This is a genomic window from Erwinia rhapontici (assembly GCF_012271765.1).
Classification (GTDB): domain Bacteria; phylum Pseudomonadota; class Gammaproteobacteria; order Enterobacterales; family Enterobacteriaceae; genus Erwinia; species Erwinia rhapontici.
The window spans coordinates 916,584-931,088 of sequence record NZ_VRKO01000016.1 but is presented as its reverse complement, the minus strand read 5'-3'; the positions used below and the strand labels follow the sequence as shown (position 1 = coordinate 931,088).

14 protein-coding genes are annotated in these 14,505 nt (G+C 54.0%); 4 read left to right on the top strand and 10 right to left on the bottom strand.

Annotated features, from left to right (window positions below; translation table 11 throughout):
* Window positions 1–2: 2 nt before the first annotated feature.
* The 4 genes from ypfJ to dapA form a co-directional block, all read right to left on the bottom strand.
* On the bottom strand, window positions 3–863 hold the full coding sequence (ypfJ, locus tag FVB43_RS21365; protein WP_133845914.1) for a KPN_02809 family neutral zinc metallopeptidase: 861 nt from the start codon (window positions 861–863) through the stop codon (window positions 3–5).
* Window positions 864–1,029: 166 nt separating this feature from the next.
* The gene (purC, locus tag FVB43_RS21360; protein ID WP_133845913.1) at window positions 1,030–1,743 is read right to left on the bottom strand and encodes a phosphoribosylaminoimidazolesuccinocarboxamide synthase; all 714 of its coding nucleotides are present in this window, start codon (window positions 1,741–1,743) and stop codon (window positions 1,030–1,032) included.
* A gap of 161 nt (window positions 1,744–1,904) precedes the next feature.
* A complete protein-coding gene (gene bamC, locus FVB43_RS21355; RefSeq protein ID WP_133845912.1) occupies window positions 1,905–2,933 on the bottom strand; it encodes an outer membrane protein assembly factor BamC in 1,029 nt (342 codons plus the stop codon).
* A gap of 15 nt (window positions 2,934–2,948) precedes the next feature.
* Window positions 2,949–3,827, bottom strand: coding sequence for a 4-hydroxy-tetrahydrodipicolinate synthase (gene dapA, locus FVB43_RS21350; protein WP_133845911.1), 879 nt, complete (start codon window positions 3,825–3,827; stop codon window positions 2,949–2,951).
* A gap of 143 nt (window positions 3,828–3,970) precedes the next feature.
* On the opposite strand from dapA, the gene FVB43_RS21345 reads away from it, so the two are divergent.
* Both FVB43_RS21345 and bcp read left to right on the top strand, forming a co-directional pair.
* Window positions 3,971–4,522: a glycine cleavage system transcriptional repressor gene (locus FVB43_RS21345; RefSeq protein WP_133845910.1), complete on the top strand. Its 552-nt coding sequence runs from the start codon at window positions 3,971–3,973 to the stop codon at window positions 4,520–4,522.
* Window positions 4,523–4,605: 83 nt separating this feature from the next.
* On the top strand, window positions 4,606–5,073 hold the full coding sequence (gene bcp / locus FVB43_RS21340; RefSeq protein ID WP_133845909.1) for a thioredoxin-dependent thiol peroxidase: 468 nt from the start codon (window positions 4,606–4,608) through the stop codon (window positions 5,071–5,073).
* Window positions 5,074–5,128: 55 nt separating this feature from the next.
* Here bcp and FVB43_RS21335 read toward each other — a convergent pair whose 3' ends face one another.
* From FVB43_RS21335 to FVB43_RS21325, 3 genes are all read right to left on the bottom strand, one after another.
* Complete coding sequence (locus FVB43_RS21335) at window positions 5,129–6,184, bottom strand: AI-2E family transporter (RefSeq protein ID WP_167864721.1); 1,056 nt, start codon at window positions 6,182–6,184, stop codon at window positions 5,129–5,131.
* 81 nt (window positions 6,185–6,265) lie between these two features.
* Window positions 6,266–7,876, bottom strand: coding sequence for a sensor domain-containing diguanylate cyclase (locus FVB43_RS21330; protein WP_133845907.1), 1,611 nt, complete (start codon window positions 7,874–7,876; stop codon window positions 6,266–6,268).
* A 296-nt stretch (window positions 7,877–8,172) separates the two neighbouring features.
* A complete protein-coding gene (locus tag FVB43_RS21325) occupies window positions 8,173–8,775 on the bottom strand; it encodes a DsrE family protein (protein ID WP_133845906.1) in 603 nt (200 codons plus the stop codon).
* 673 nt (window positions 8,776–9,448) lie between these two features.
* Here FVB43_RS21325 and bepA point away from each other — a divergent pair.
* Together bepA and arsC are read left to right on the top strand one after the other, a co-directional pair.
* The gene (gene bepA, locus FVB43_RS21320) at window positions 9,449–10,912 is read left to right on the top strand and encodes a beta-barrel assembly-enhancing protease (protein ID WP_133845905.1); all 1,464 of its coding nucleotides are present in this window, start codon (window positions 9,449–9,451) and stop codon (window positions 10,910–10,912) included.
* An 18-nt stretch (window positions 10,913–10,930) separates the two neighbouring features.
* Complete coding sequence (arsC, locus tag FVB43_RS21315) at window positions 10,931–11,284, top strand: arsenate reductase (glutaredoxin) (RefSeq protein ID WP_133845904.1); 354 nt, start codon at window positions 10,931–10,933, stop codon at window positions 11,282–11,284.
* Window positions 11,285–11,308: 24 nt separating this feature from the next.
* Here the strand turns inward: arsC and hda are convergent, their stop codons facing one another.
* The 3 genes from hda to upp form a co-directional block, all read right to left on the bottom strand.
* Window positions 11,309–12,016, bottom strand: a complete 708-nt coding sequence (gene hda, locus FVB43_RS21310) for a DnaA inactivator Hda (RefSeq protein WP_133845903.1) — start codon at window positions 12,014–12,016, stop codon at window positions 11,309–11,311.
* 116 nt (window positions 12,017–12,132) lie between these two features.
* A complete protein-coding gene (uraA, locus tag FVB43_RS21305; RefSeq protein ID WP_133845901.1) occupies window positions 12,133–13,422 on the bottom strand; it encodes a uracil permease in 1,290 nt (429 codons plus the stop codon).
* 337 nt (window positions 13,423–13,759) lie between these two features.
* Complete coding sequence (upp, locus tag FVB43_RS21300; protein ID WP_133845899.1) at window positions 13,760–14,386, bottom strand: uracil phosphoribosyltransferase; 627 nt, start codon at window positions 14,384–14,386, stop codon at window positions 13,760–13,762.
* Between the last annotated feature and the right edge of the window lie 119 nt (window positions 14,387–14,505).

Sequence of the window (14,505 nt, the reverse complement as noted above, 5' to 3'; positions counted from 1 at the left end):
CGTTAACCCGCAAAGGTATTACACTGGCCAGGATTGCCGCTGTCGAAACCTTTCTTAAACCAGGTGTAACGCTGCTGCGAAGTGCCGTGCGTAAAGCTGTCCGGCACCACTCTCCCCTGGCTGCGCTGTTGCAGGCGGTCATCACCAATGGCCTGAGCAGCATTGAGCGCCGACTCAAGGTCACCGGTTTCCAGGATATTTTCCTGCTGCATATAGTGGCCCCAGACGCCGGCAAAACAGTCGGCCTGCAATTCCATTTTCACTGACAGCTGATTCACTTCGGCGCGTCCGGCGTTCTGTTGCAACTGGCGAACGTTTTTATCAATACCCAACAGGTGCTGCACATGGTGGCCCACTTCATGAGCGATAACATAGCCCTGAGCAAATTCTCCACCCGCACCCAGTTTGTTGGTCATTTCGTCATAGAAGGAGAGGTCGATATACACTTTACTGTCTGCCGGGCAGTAGAACGGCCCCATTGCCGACTGTCCGCTGCCGCAGGCGGTTGAGGTCTGGCCGCGGTACATCACCAGCGTGGGCGGCTGCCAGGTCTTATTCATTCGCTGGAACAGCTTCTGCCAGGTATCTTCCGTCAGGGCAAAAACGGTACGGGTGAACTGTGCCGCTTCATCTTCTTTCGGCGTGACCCGACGCTGCTGCTGAGTCGTTTGTGACATCGAGGTGGTGTCCCCGGTCAGCAATGGCGTCAGATCGTAGCCATAGTAGCTGGCGATCGCCACCAGGATCAGCAGAACAATGCCCCCTTTGCCACGGGGAATACGTATACGCCCACCGCCAACCGTCCCGGATTCGTTACGGCGATCTTCCACATTGTCGCTTTCGCGACGCCCTTGCCAGCGCATAAATTTTCCCTCGTGATCATCACAACAACATATCAGTCGATTTTAGTCTGACGCAGCGGGGAACACCAGAAAACGCGGGGGGTAGAAAGGATATAACAAAAAAGGCCAGGCAAGCCTGACCTTTCCATAATGCAGTGTGATGGGGCGGATCAACCGCGCCCGGCAATCAGTCCAGCTTCACACCCAGACGATTCGCCACTTCTTCGTATGCTTCGATCAGGCCACCCAGACTCTGGCGGTAGCGATCTTTGTCCATCTTGTTCAGGGTTTCCTTATCCCACAGACGCGCTCCGTCCGGGGAGAACTCATCGCCCAGCACCACTTCGCCTTTGAACAGACCAAACTCCAGCTTGAAGTCGACGAGGATCAGACCGGCATCCGAGAACAGCTTAGTCAGAACGTCGTTCGCTTTGTAGGTCAGCTCACGCATACGGGCCAGATTTTCTCTGTTGACCCAGCCGAAGGTCTCACAGTAAGACTCGTTGACCATCGGGTCATGTTTAGCATCGTCTTTCAGGAACAGGTCAAACAACGGTGGATTGAGCACCAGGCCCTCTTCCACGCCCAGACGTTTTACCAGAGATCCGGCCGCACGGTTACGCACTACGCATTCCACCGGCACCATATCCAGCTTCTTCACCAGCGCTTCGTTATCAGAGAGCAGGGCTTCCATCTGTGTTGGGATCCCGGCTTCCTGCAGTTTTGTCATAATGAAATAATTGAACTTGTTGTTAATCATTCCTTTACGGTCAAACTGTTCGATACGCTCACCGTCCAGCGCTGACGTATCGTTACGGAATTCGAGTACCAACAGATCCGGGTTTTCGGTGCTGTAAACGGTTTTCGCTTTGCCGCGATACAACTCAGCTTTTTTCTGCATCTTGTTTAACTCCAAACGATATAAGTGACACTATCAGGGCGGCGGTGCCGTCCCGTTAAAATTTTGCCTGGCGGAATTATATGTTCCGCGGGTAAAAAACCGAAGCAATCGTTTACGTAATACCAAATAAAAAAGGCCAGAGAATCTCTGGCCTTCCTGGCTTACTTGCTGAATGCGGCCTGGAACACCGCCACCAGCGCATCATTCTGCGACTGGGTGAGCGGATGACCCTTCGGATCAAGGAACTGCAGACTACTACGGTTATCCAGGTCACCGACCTGAAGTTTGTAGTCACCATTTTTCAGTTCAGGATCTTTGGCACCCAGTTCATCAAAGGTGCTACTGCCCGGCGCTTTGTACGTCACGTTCAGGCTACCCTGTGAACGGTTGTTATCCGTGACTTCCATACCCATGCGGTTCAGGGTCGCTGGCAGACGCTGCCAGACAACGTTGAATGGTGCACGCAGGATCAGGTTAGGCAGACCGGTATCATCCGCCCCACTCTGCACATCAATCTGCGTTGGGCTGCGGCTGGCGGCGGCATCTTCACGGCCAGTTTCAATCTTATCCAGACCGGTGCTGATCTCGTTCAACATCTGCGCAGTGTAACGCTGGATCTGCACCGGGGACGTGACGACTTTGTCCTCCTGCTGCAACTCCAGCAGTTTCACTGTCAGCGCCTGCTGACCGCCCTGCTGCTGAACGCTTAACTGATAACGACCACGATACTGGTTGTCTTCATCAGCACGGTTCCACTGGACCCAATCGGTGGTCAGCGACTGACGAGCATCCTGACGGTCAGCGATCGGGAACTTGGCAGCCTGCACCACATCAACAACCTGCGGCCAGAGTGCACTACGGGTATCGACCAGCAGCGTACCGGTATTGCCGGCAAACTGGCTACGCGTACCGTTCATCAGCGCCAGCGTCTGGGCTGGTGGACGAATATCCAACTGCTTACCCACCTGCCCTTTGCTGCTGACGTTTGGTATGTCAAAGTCGCCATTTTGCAGCGGCAGGATCATGCCAGCAGGTGCGCGCAGATCGCTAAGATCGGCTGCCTGCAGGTAGGATTCGTCACCGCTCACCTGACGCTTGTAACGTTGGTCGTTAGAACATGCTGCAAGCAGCATCACCAACGACAGTCCCACCACTTTCGCTACCGTGGACTTTTGTACTGAGTAAGCCATTAATTCTCCCTAAATTTAAAGCAGGCCAGCGTTTTTCAGTGCCTGCTCAACAACCGGACGACCGGCATCGGTCAGCGGCGTCATAGGCAGACGCAGCGTATCGGTTGCTATTAATCCTAATCGTTTCGCAGCCCATTTCACCGGGATAGGATTCGGTTCAACAAACAGTTTCTGATGCAGGTGCATCAGGCGCTGGTTCAGAAGGCGTGCTTCAGCAAAGTTGCCCTGCTGTGCCAGAGCACAGAGTTCAACCATTTCACGTGCGGCAATGTTTGCCGTGACGGAAATAACGCCGTGCCCGCCCAGGTGCATAAAGTCCAGCGAGGTGGCGTCATCGCCGCTCACCAGCACAAAATCTTCATTTACACGCTCTTGGATCTGACTTACCCGCGATAAGTTCCCGGTGGCCTCTTTGATTCCGATAATATTTTTAATTTTGGCCAGCCGACCGACGGTTTCCGGCAGCAAATCGGTGCCGGTACGTGACGGTACGTTATATAACATCTGCGGAAGAGCGGTGCTTTCTGCGATGGTTTTGAAATGCTGATACAACCCTTCCTGAGTAGGACGGTTGTAATAAGGGGTGACGGTCAGGCAACCGACAACGCCGGAGTTTTCGAAACGTTTGGTCAGAGAGACGCCTTCAGCCGTGGCATTTGCACCGGTCCCGGCAATAATCGGAATACGGCCATCTGCCAGCTCCAGCGTCAGCATCACCACATCACCATGTTCATCATGGCTGAGGGTGGCAGATTCGCCTGTCGTTCCTACAGAAACAATTGCCGCGGTGCCGCTGGCAATATGGTAATCAATCAGTTTTTTCAGACTCGCACGGCAGACATTACCTTTGTCATCCATCGGCGTAACGAGTGCAACAATACTTCCCGTGAACATTAGCCATCCCCTCGACAAACAAGTGCTTCATGGTACGTTTGTACGAGCAGTAAAAGCAAGCGCGCAGGGCGGCTCAAGCGCTTGTCAGCAGTTTTTTTTATGTTTACCTTATAGTTATTAGTATTTGGACAGGAAGCTTGATTTTGCCACAGTCATCGCAACACCATTTGGTTATCACTGCCCTTGGGGTAGACCGCCCAGGGATCGTCAATGCCATCACCCGTCATGTCAGCAGTTGCGGATGTAACATTGAAGATAGCCGGCTTGCTATGCTGGGCGACGAATTCACCTTTATCATGCTGTTATCCGGTAGCTGGAATGCCATCACCCTGATTGAATCCACTCTGCCATTAAAAGGAGCCGAACTGGAACTGCTGATCGTGATGAAACGCACCAGCGCCAGCACTCGTCCTCCGATGCCCGTCACGGTGTGGGTTCAGGTGGATGTGACCGACTCCCCGCATATCATTGAACGCTTTACCGACCTGTTTGATTCGCATCAGATGAATATTGCAGAGCTCGTCTCACGGACGCAGCCAGCAGATGAAAATCAGCCTCCACTGCTCTATATTCAGATAACCGCCCACAGTCCGGCCAGTCAGGATGCTTCATTTATTGAGCAAGCGTTTAACCGACTCTGTACAGAACTCAATGCTCAAGGCACTATTAAGGTGGTTTCTCATCACGGAGCGTAAATCTGGCTAACCGCGAGAGAGAAAGTGCGCACATTTACCCATAGAATGTCCCCATAGCATGATGATAAAAACGGAGAGTTGTGATGAATCCACTGAAAGCCGGTGATACCGCACCGAAATTTAGCTTGCCCGATCAGGATGGCGAACAAGTAAATTTAGCCGACTTCCAGGGACAGCGCGTTCTGGTTTATTTCTACCCGAAAGCGATGACACCAGGCTGCACCGTACAGGCATGCGGTCTGCGTGACAGCATGGATGAGCTGAAAAATGCTGGCGTTGATGTCTTAGGCATTAGCACCGATAAGCCGGAAAAACTGTCGCGCTTCGTTGAGAAAGAGCTGCTGAACTTCACCCTGCTCTCTGATGAAGACCACCAGGTTTCTGAACAGTTTGGTATCTGGGGCGAGAAAACCTTTATGGGGAAAACCTATGATGGGATTCACCGTACCAGCTTCCTGATCGGTGCGGATGGTAAAGTCGAGAAAGTCTTTGATGATTTCAAAACCAGCAACCACCACGATATCGTGATGGATTACCTCAAGTCAGCATGATTTGAACGTGCGGGTCGGCCTTTTTCCGGTCGACCCGTAACGATTTAACCCGTGATTATTTGGCCAACTCATCCGGCCAGGCATGTACGACCGCTTTGACCAGCGTCGCCAGCGGGATCGCAAAGAACACGCCCCAGAATCCCCATAGCCCGCCAAAAATCACCACCGACAGGATGATCACCAGCGGATGCAGGTTCACGGCTTCTGAGAACAGCACAGGCACCAGAATATTGCCATCCAGCGCCTGGATCACCAGATACACCATCATCATGGTCCAGAAGTCACCGGACAATCCCCACTGCCCCAGCCCAACGCCCACGACCGGGATGGTCACCACCATCGCACCAATATAGGGGATCAGCACGGAAACACCGACCAGCACCGCGAGTAATAGCGCATAGTTCATGCCAATCGCGAGGAAGCCCAGCCAGCTGACCACCCCGACCACGATCATCTCCAGCACTTTACCGCGAATGTAGTTAGACACCTGCTGGTTCATCTCAATCCAGACCTGCCCGGCCAGGCCACGGTTACGTGGCAGCACACGCCGAATGGCACTCAGCATTTGTTCTTTGTCCTTTAGCAGAAAGAACACCATCAGCGGTACCAGCACCAGATAGATCGCCAGTGTCATCAACCCCACCAGCGAGGCGAGAGAATATTTCACCACCTGGTCACCCAATCCACTCAGGCGACTGCGCAGGTTTTCCACCACAATATCGATAATTCCCACATCCATCAGCGTAGGAAAACGCTCCGGCAGACGCAGGGCAAACTGATAGAGGCGGGTGAGCATGGTGGGCAGCTCATGGGTCAGATTAATGCCCTGCTGCCATGCCACGGGGGCCACCACCAGCATCAGAACCAGCAGCAGCGTTGCAAAGACAATCAGCACCAGCGTTACCGCCCAGGTGCGCGAGCAGCCAAGCCGCTCCAGCCGCACCGTTGGCCACTCCAGCAGATAAGCCAGTACCAGCGCCACTAACAGCGGGGCCAGCAGGCCATTAAAGAAAAACAAAATGCAAAATGCAGCGATTAAAATCACCAGCAACGCAATCGCCTGGGGATCGCTGAAACGGCGACGATACCATTGCGTAAGAAGTTCCAGCATGGGAGTCCTTGCCTGAAAAAGAATAAAGAAGAGTGTACCTGATACGGCCCGCCCTTGTGAAAACAAGAGCGGGCGTAAAAACTACTGCGGCAGCACCTGCACAACGGCAGGCGGTTCAGTGATATTTTTCGCGACAATCACCCGGTTGCGTCCGGCATTTTTTGCCTGATATAGCGCATCATCCGCCAGCTTGAAGGTCTGATCCATGGTATTGCCACTTTCCGGTGACCAGAAAGCCACACCCACTGAAATTGTAATATGGCCGACAGGATCCAGCGACAGCGCTTCAATGCGCTTACGCACACGTTCAGCAATCATCATGGCCACATCGCGATCGGCGCCCGGCAGGATCATCAGGAATTCTTCACCGCCATTACGGCAGATCACATCGGTCTGCCTGGCACTTTGCTCCAGCTGACGCGCCACGGTTTTGATCACCGTGTCACCTGCATCATGGCCGAACGTATCATTCACCCGTTTAAAGTAGTCGATATCCAGTGCCAGCACGGCAAAAGGCTGGGTGGTGGCCAGAAAATAGTCCAGTACCGCATTCAGGCCACGGCGGTTGAGCAGGCTGGTCATCGGGTCAGTCTGTACTTCACTTTTCAGGCGGCCAATTTTATCCTGCATCAGTGAAATCCCGACCAGCAACGCACGTTTGATCTGTGACGCCTCATAATACCAGGAGCGGATGCTGTTGATCTCTTTCGAGACATTTTGCGTATCCATCTGGCTGGCCTTGCGCGCCAGCTGCCATAGCGGCAGTGCAATGCGTTGTGCAAGGATCAGCGCAATAATCAGCGTCAGCAGAGCAAACGGCACCGAATGCTTCAGCACTTTCAGCAACAGGCTGTTCAGCGGCGCCAGCGTGGCCTCCGTGGGTTTAAGCGCCACGATGGTCCAGCCTGCCGTCGGTACATTGGCATAGCCCGCCAGCATCGCATCACCGTTTTCGGCGGTCACCTGCTGATGGCCATTACTGGATTTTTTACGCTGTTCGTTACCGATTAACGGATCGATGGTTTTCCCGATCAGCTGACGATCCTGGTGATATAACACCTGGTTCTTTTCATCGATCACATACAATGACGAACCGTCGCGATAGAACTGCTCGCCCAGCAGAATGTTAAGGATGCTTTTTTTCTTCAGGTAAATAGAGCCGCCGACATAGCCGAGGTAGCTGCCGGTTTTCGACCAGATCGGCCAGGAGATAAACACCAGCAGATTATTGGCAGCAGACATCGTTGGCGGGCTGACCAGTGGCTTGCGTTCTGTGAGCGCCTGTTTTGCCGCGCTGGAGCTGAGATGCATGCCTTTCAGCATCAACGACTCCGGCGAGATCGCGCGCACCCAGCCGTTGGCATCAACAATCACCACGGAGTTAAAACTGTTGGTTTGTTCGCGCAGGCGATCGACTTCATCCTGCAGAGTGGCATCGTTACCCAGGCCATTACCCAGCACTTTAGCGCTGTAAGAGAGCTGTGACTCAGCCAACTGGAAAAACACTTCGGTAGTGGAGGCCAGCTTGGTGGCATAAACCCGGTTTGATTCCAGTGTGTTACCGATCAGCACATCGCGCTGCACACGCCAGCTGGCGTACAGAGAATTAGCGAGTGTGATCACGATACTGGCGACAGCCAGCAGCGTAATAAGGGTGCGCAAGTCCGTTTTTGGCCGCGATAGCCTCAACATGGACTCACCTTCGTGAGAAACATCATCATCTGCGCCTTATATTTTATTATGCGCGTTAATACCCCATCGGCTTCACACGGCAGGTGTGAAAAATGCGGAGTATGTCTTTGAGTGCGAGTTATGCCCTGGTAAAGCACGTGCCAATTGTACACCTCTCAGCCGATTTGGGAATATTCTGAATCGCGCAGGGCCAATAAATATTTTGGTTAAAGCGAGATAATCATGCGGCGCAGCAATGCAGCGAAGGAGAGGAAAATCGAGGCCAGGCGGGCCGAGGGCCCGCACGGAACAGCCGTCTACATCGACAGGAAAGCATATCCTTGATTTTCAAGGGTCGATACGGTTGTTGGGCTAGAGAGTGCATGGGTAACCGACCGATCAATCCAGTTGCTTTGGAAATGATGGAAGGCCACAGACTGATCGCACACGGACACATCCACCCCTTTGGCACGCAGGGCGCCAATCAGTTTCAGGTTAGGATTATCGATGCCATAAATCCGGTGATACTGCTCATTGTTCAGCATGGCGGGCGTACCCTCCCCCGTTACTGACACCACAAACTTCAGTTTTTCTGTCGGAACACCGGACGCCACATACAGATTCACCACACGCGCCACACGTTCCAGCCCCAGGTTCGGGTCCTGGGGTGCGTTTTCGGCGCGGGTAATCTGGAAAACAATTTTATTGCTGTCATTGATGTTGGGTTTGTAAGCAACATCTGACTCATAGTGCATTTTCCCATAACCTTCAATGGCGGGCGTTGACCAAAACCCTTCAGGATCGCTGACCGGTGCAACACGATTGCTGATCTTGTCGATAAGCTCAGGCGCTTTGGTAAAACTGGCCCCGACAAAACCCGCGACAGCCGCAATCAGAACATAAGACACCACAGAACGCATAAGGAACTCTCCGCAAAACACCGTTGTGACTGCGATATTACACAGCCTCATCACAAACGCTTACCGGCGTTTTTCATCATACAGGCTGGATAGTCCCCCTCTAAAACAGTGCCGGAACGTCACTGTGTAGCATCAGCTAACAATGCCCGTAGACAGCCGTCATCAGGCAGGTCCATACCAAACTACAGTCGCGGGTCCCTCTCGCCGTCAGATCATTGTTATTACCGTAACTGACTGGATATCTTTATACTTTTTAATGGTTCGCCATTGTTCACCCGCCCCCCAGCCAATGATAATTTTGCTTATGTCGTCTTACACTGCCCTCTCCTACGACAGGGACGTTTTTAAGAAAAAACCTGGTCAATTAGCATGCCACTATCAATAAAACTGATTAAATTTACCTAACTTTTAAATTTAAGCCGAACCATTGCGCCGATGAGAGCGACATTCACCTGCTCTGTCGGGGAGCGCCCCCACACCGCCCTGTTCAGTTTTTTACCGCAACATCGTGTGCGTAATTGACGAGTACCGGCAGACGTCACTATTTTAGCCATTTCATTCGCCCCGGGCTGTGGTTTAAGATGTGGAATTAGTGCGTCTTTTTCTACGTACATGCAGAACATTTCGGCACGTTGCCGGTCAAAAAACTGGACTTCCTTGTTAGGGTTTACGTATGTTCATCCGATTAAAGAAAAGCCTGCTGGCTTCGCTGGTGGTGACACTGCTGACGGGTAGCTTGCTTCCGGCACATGCCGATATCAGCGATAATCTGCCGGATATCGGTACCACCGCAGGCGGCACACTGTCGATTAATCAGGAACTGGCGATGGGCGATTTTTATGTGCGCCAGTTGCGTGCCAGTGCCCCTATCATCAACGACCCGCTGCTGAATCAATATATCAATCAGTTAGGGCAGCGCCTGGTGACCCACGCCTGGTCGGTAAAAACCCCGTTCCATTTTTACCTGATCCGTAACGATGAAATTAACGCCTTTGCTTTCTTTGGCGGCAACGTTGTCCTGCATTCCGCCCTGTTCCGCTACAGCGATAATGAAAGCCAGCTGGCCTCCGTTATGGCGCATGAAATCTCCCACGTGACCCAGCGTCACCTGGCGCGCGCGATGGAAGAGCAGCAACGTAATGCGCCACTGACCTGGGTCGGCGCGCTGGGATCCATTCTTCTTGCAATGGCCAGCCCGCAGGCGGGGATGGCGGCATTGAGCGGCACGCTGGCAGGGGCTCAACAGGGCATCATCAGTTTTACCCAGCAAAATGAACAGGAAGCGGACCGCATCGGCATTCAGGTGCTGCAGCGCGCCGGTTTTGACCCGGAAGCGATGCCCAACTTCTTGCAGAAGCTGGCGGACGCCTCCCGTTTTGCGTCAAAACCACCGGAAATGCTGCTGACGCACCCACTGCCTGACAGTCGTCTGGCCGATGCGCGGAACCGCGCCAATCAGATGAAGCCAGTGGTGGTGCAGTCCTCGCAGGATTACTACATGGCCAAAGTCAGGGCGCTGGGGATGTTCTCAACCGGACAGAACCAGTTGGGCACCGATCTGCTGACGACCCTGGCGCACGGTAACAGCCGTGAACAGTCCGCCGCGCTATACGGGAAAGCAGTGTTGCTGCTGGGGGAAAGTAAGTTTACGGAGGCGCGTACTATTATTGCGCCACTGCTGGCAAAGCAACCGGATAATCTGTGGTATCTCGATATCATGACCGACATCGATATCGGGCTGAAGCAGCCTCAACAGGCGATAAACCGTCTGCTGGCCGTTAAAGGGGTAAACAACAATCCGGTATTGCAGATTAACCTCGCCAACGCCTATGTGGAGGCCAAACAACCGGCCAATGCCAGCAAAGTGCTCTACCGCTACACATGGGCGAACAAAGATGACCCCAACGGCTGGGACTTGCTGGCTCAGGCCTCGGCGGATCAGAGGCTGACAGATGAAGAACAGGCGGCGCGAGCTGAAGGTCTGGCGTTAAGCGGCCAGCTCGATCAGGCCATCCGCAGCCTGAGCAGCGCCAGTGCAGCCGTAAAACTGGGCAGCCTGAAGCAGGCACGTTATGACGCACGCATCGACCAGCTGCGCCATTTGCAGGAGCGTTTCCGTCAGTACCAGAAATCATAACGAATCCTGAGGATAGCTATGTCAGAGGTACAGATTTACCATAACCCGCGCTGCTCCAAGAGCCGCGAAACGCTCGCGCTGCTGACCCGCCAGGGAATAACGCCTGAGGTCATCCTTTATCTGGAGACCCCACCCGATGTCGCCACGCTGAAAACGCTGTTGCAGCAGCTGGGATTCACCAGCGCGCGTCAGTTGATGCGGACTAAAGAAGCGCAGTATAAAGCGGCGGGTCTGGACGATTTAACGTTAACGGAAGCGCAGTTACTGGCCGCGCTGGTCGCTGAGCCGAAGCTGATTGAACGCCCGATTGTTACCAATGGAGGCAAAGCGCGCATCGGCAGACCGCCGGAGCAGGTGCTGGAGATTCTTTAAGGAAGAAAGCCTGGCGCAGAGCAACTACAGCGCCAGTGTCTCTTTAACGAAGGGAATGGTCAGTTTACGCTGGGCGCTGATAGAGGCCTGATCGAGCTGATCCAGCGTCACAAAAAGCGTACGCATTTCACGATCGAGCCGTTTCAGCAGGAAGCGGCCCACATCTTCCGGTAGTTCAAAACCGCGTAATTTTGCACGTAGCTGTAAGGCCTGCAATTTATCTTCATCGGAAAGCGGTTGCAGCTTATAGATCTGCCCCCAGTCGAGACGCGAGGCCAGATCCGCCAGCTTCAGGTTGAGCTGACGCGGTGGACGATCGCCCGTGATCAGCAGTCGTGTTTTACCGGTTTCCAGAATGCGATTATACAGATCGAAGATCGCCATTTCCCAGGGTTCATCCCCGGCAATGCACTCGATATTGTCGATGCAGATCAGCGCGAGCTGCTCCATGCCATCGAGCACTTCAGGCACAAACCAGGTGCGTTTATCGAGAGGAACATAGCCCACCGCCTCACCTTTGGCCGACAGTTCGGCACAGGCGGCATGCAACAGGTGGCTGCGTCCTCCGCCCTCGCGGGACCAGAAGTAGAAGTAACTCCCGTGTTGCTGATGCAGTGCGCCCTGAAGCGCAGCCAGCAGCGACGGATTTTCCCCCGGCCAGAAGCTGGCAAAGGTTTCATCGTCGGGCAGGTAAAGTGGCAGTGAGAGCTGTGCCGGCGTGTTCAGATTCACCTCAGGGTTTGAGCAGGCAGAAAACGGGAAAATTCTACCACAAGTCGTTCAGGATCATGAAACGCTAAGGTCGGGAGATGCAATGAGGCAGGGGCAGCCAGAGCTGCCCCTTAGATTTACTGTGCGTCGCGACGTTCGTCCTGCACCTCAATCACCTCTTCTTCCTTACTCAACAGACTGATCGCTTTGAAAATCAGGCTGAGCGTCACACCCACCACGGTGGCAAGTGCCATGCCTTTCAGCTCAGCGGCACCAATGTGTACTTTCGCCCCACTGACGCCGATGATCAGGATCACGGAGGTCAGGATCAGATTCTGCGCTTTGTTGTAATCCACTTTCGATTCAATCAGTACGCGAATACCCGATGCCGCAATCACACCGTACAGCAACAGCGATACGCCGCCCATCACCGGGACTGGCACGGCCTGGATTGCCGCAGCCAGCTTACCCACGCAGGAGAGCATGATGGCCAGAATCGCTGCGCCGCCAATTACCCAGGTGCTGTACACGCGGGTAATCGCCATCACGCCGATGTTTTCGCCATAAGTGGTATTGGGCGTTGAGCCAAAGAAGCCGGAGAAAATGGTCGAGATGCCATTGGCAAACATTGAACGATGCAGACCCGGGTCTTTCAGCAGGTCTTTCTTCACAATATTCGCCGTTACCACCAGGTGGCCGATATGTTCGGCAATCACCACCAGTGCCGCAGGCAGAATGGTGAAAATGGCATACCACTCAAAACGCGGGGTGTAGAAGGTTGGCAGGGCAAACCAGTGGGCTTTCGCCACCGGCGTCCAGTCGACAATGCCCATGCCATAGGACAGTGCGTAGCCCACCAGAACACCGATCAGAATCGGGATAATTGCCAGAAAACCACGGAACAGCACGGAGCCAAAGACCGTTACGCCCAGCGTGACCATCGAGATAATAATGGTTTTGCTGTCAGCCATGCTGCCATCGGCTGGTAACAAACCGGACATATTCGCCGCCACGCCCGCCAGTTCCAGACCAATCACCGCCACAATCGCGCCCATCGCCGCTGGCGGGAACATCACGTCCAGCCAGCCTGTACCGGCTTTTTTGACGATCAGCGCCACCAGGCAGAACAGCACACCACACATAATGAAACCGCCCAGCGCCACTTCATAACCCAGCGGTAACAGCAGCAGTACCGGGGAGATAAAGGCAAAGCTGGAGCCCAGATAAGCCGGGATTTTACCTTTACAGATAAACAGGTACAGCAGCGTGCCGATGCCGTTGAACAGCAGCACCGTGGCCGGGTTGATATGGAACAGGATGGGTACCAGGACCGTCGCGCCAAACATGGCGAACAGATGCTGGAAGCTGAGTGGAATGGTTTGCAGCAGCGGTGGCCGCTCGTGTACGCCAATTGCACGACGCGTCATGATGTTATTACCCCTTGAGTTTGCCTTTGCTATAAAAAAACCGACTCTCTGGTCGGTTTGATGCTTATCGGGGCGGGCATGCCCGCCCCCTACGGATTATTCGCGGATTCGGCGCTTGCCGGGCCGGGCATGCTCCACCCCTACGAATTACTCGCGGATTCGGCGCTTGCCGGGCCGAGCATGCCCGCCCCCTACGGATTACTCGCGGATTCGGCGCTTGCCGGGCCGGGCATGCCCCACCCCTACGAATTACTCGCGGATTCGGCGCTTGCCGGGCCGGGCATGCCCGGCCCCTACGGGGTTCGTAGGGGTGAGGCACGCCTCGCCCGCAGCCGGCTTATTTAGTACCGAAGATCTTATCGCCTGCATCGCCGAGGCCTGGGATAATATACCCCTTCTCGTTCAGCCCCTGATCGACTGAGGCAGTGTACAGCTCAACATCCGGGTGCGCTTTTTCCAGCGCAGCAATACCTTCCGGTGCCGCGACCAGTACCAGCACCTTAATGCTGTTACAGCCCGCTTTTTTCAGCAGGTCGATAGTAGCAATCATCGAACCACCGGTTGCCAGCATCGGGTCAACCACCAGTGCCAGGCGCTCTTCGATGTTGGACACCAACTTCTGGAAATAGGGTACTGGCTCCAGTGTTTCTTCATCGCGGTACACGCCAACGACACTGATGCGGGCGCTTGGCACATGTTCCAGCACACCTTCCATCATGCCGAGACCAGCACGCAGAATAGGGACAACGGTAATTTTTTTACCTTTGATCTGTTCGATTTCAACCGGACCGTTCCAGCCTTCAATGGTCACGGTTTCGGTTTCCAAATCGGCAGTGGCTTCATAAGTCAGCAGACTTCCCACTTCTGATGCGAGTTCACGGAAACGTTTGGTGCTTACATCATGTTCCCGCATCAGACCCAGTTTATGTTTGACCAGCGGGTGTTTGACTTCCACGATCTTCATTGTTGTACTCCCGGAGTGTTAAGCTGCAAAAAAAAATCGCGAGATTATAGCGCCATTTATCCCCGGCGCCATATGACTTAGTGCAATACTTTGCACATCTCCTGCAACCCCTCTAAGAA

Bases quoted from the DNA above. Each gene is read 5' to 3' on its own strand.
- ypfJ (WP_133845914.1), bottom strand. From the start codon at position 863: ATGCGCTGGCAAGGGCGTCGCGAAAGCGACAATGTGGAAGATCGCCGT.
- purC (WP_133845913.1), bottom strand. From the start codon at position 1,743: ATGCAGAAAAAAGCTGAGTTGTATCGCGGCAAAGCGAAAACCGTTTAC.
- bamC (WP_133845912.1), bottom strand. From the start codon at position 2,933: ATGGCTTACTCAGTACAAAAGTCCACGGTAGCGAAAGTGGTGGGACTG.
- dapA (WP_133845911.1), bottom strand. From the start codon at position 3,827: ATGTTCACGGGAAGTATTGTTGCACTCGTTACGCCGATGGATGACAAA.
- bcp (WP_133845909.1), top strand. From the start codon at position 4,606: ATGAATCCACTGAAAGCCGGTGATACCGCACCGAAATTTAGCTTGCCC.
- FVB43_RS21335 (WP_167864721.1), bottom strand. From the start codon at position 6,184: ATGCTGGAACTTCTTACGCAATGGTATCGTCGCCGTTTCAGCGATCCC.
- FVB43_RS21330 (WP_133845907.1), bottom strand. From the start codon at position 7,876: ATGTTGAGGCTATCGCGGCCAAAAACGGACTTGCGCACCCTTATTACG.
- FVB43_RS21325 (WP_133845906.1), bottom strand. From the start codon at position 8,775: ATGCGTTCTGTGGTGTCTTATGTTCTGATTGCGGCTGTCGCGGGTTTT.
- bepA (WP_133845905.1), top strand. From the start codon at position 9,449: ATGTTCATCCGATTAAAGAAAAGCCTGCTGGCTTCGCTGGTGGTGACA.
- arsC (WP_133845904.1), top strand. From the start codon at position 10,931: ATGTCAGAGGTACAGATTTACCATAACCCGCGCTGCTCCAAGAGCCGC.
- uraA (WP_133845901.1), bottom strand. From the start codon at position 13,422: ATGACGCGTCGTGCAATTGGCGTACACGAGCGGCCACCGCTGCTGCAA.
- upp (WP_133845899.1), bottom strand. From the start codon at position 14,386: ATGAAGATCGTGGAAGTCAAACACCCGCTGGTCAAACATAAACTGGGT.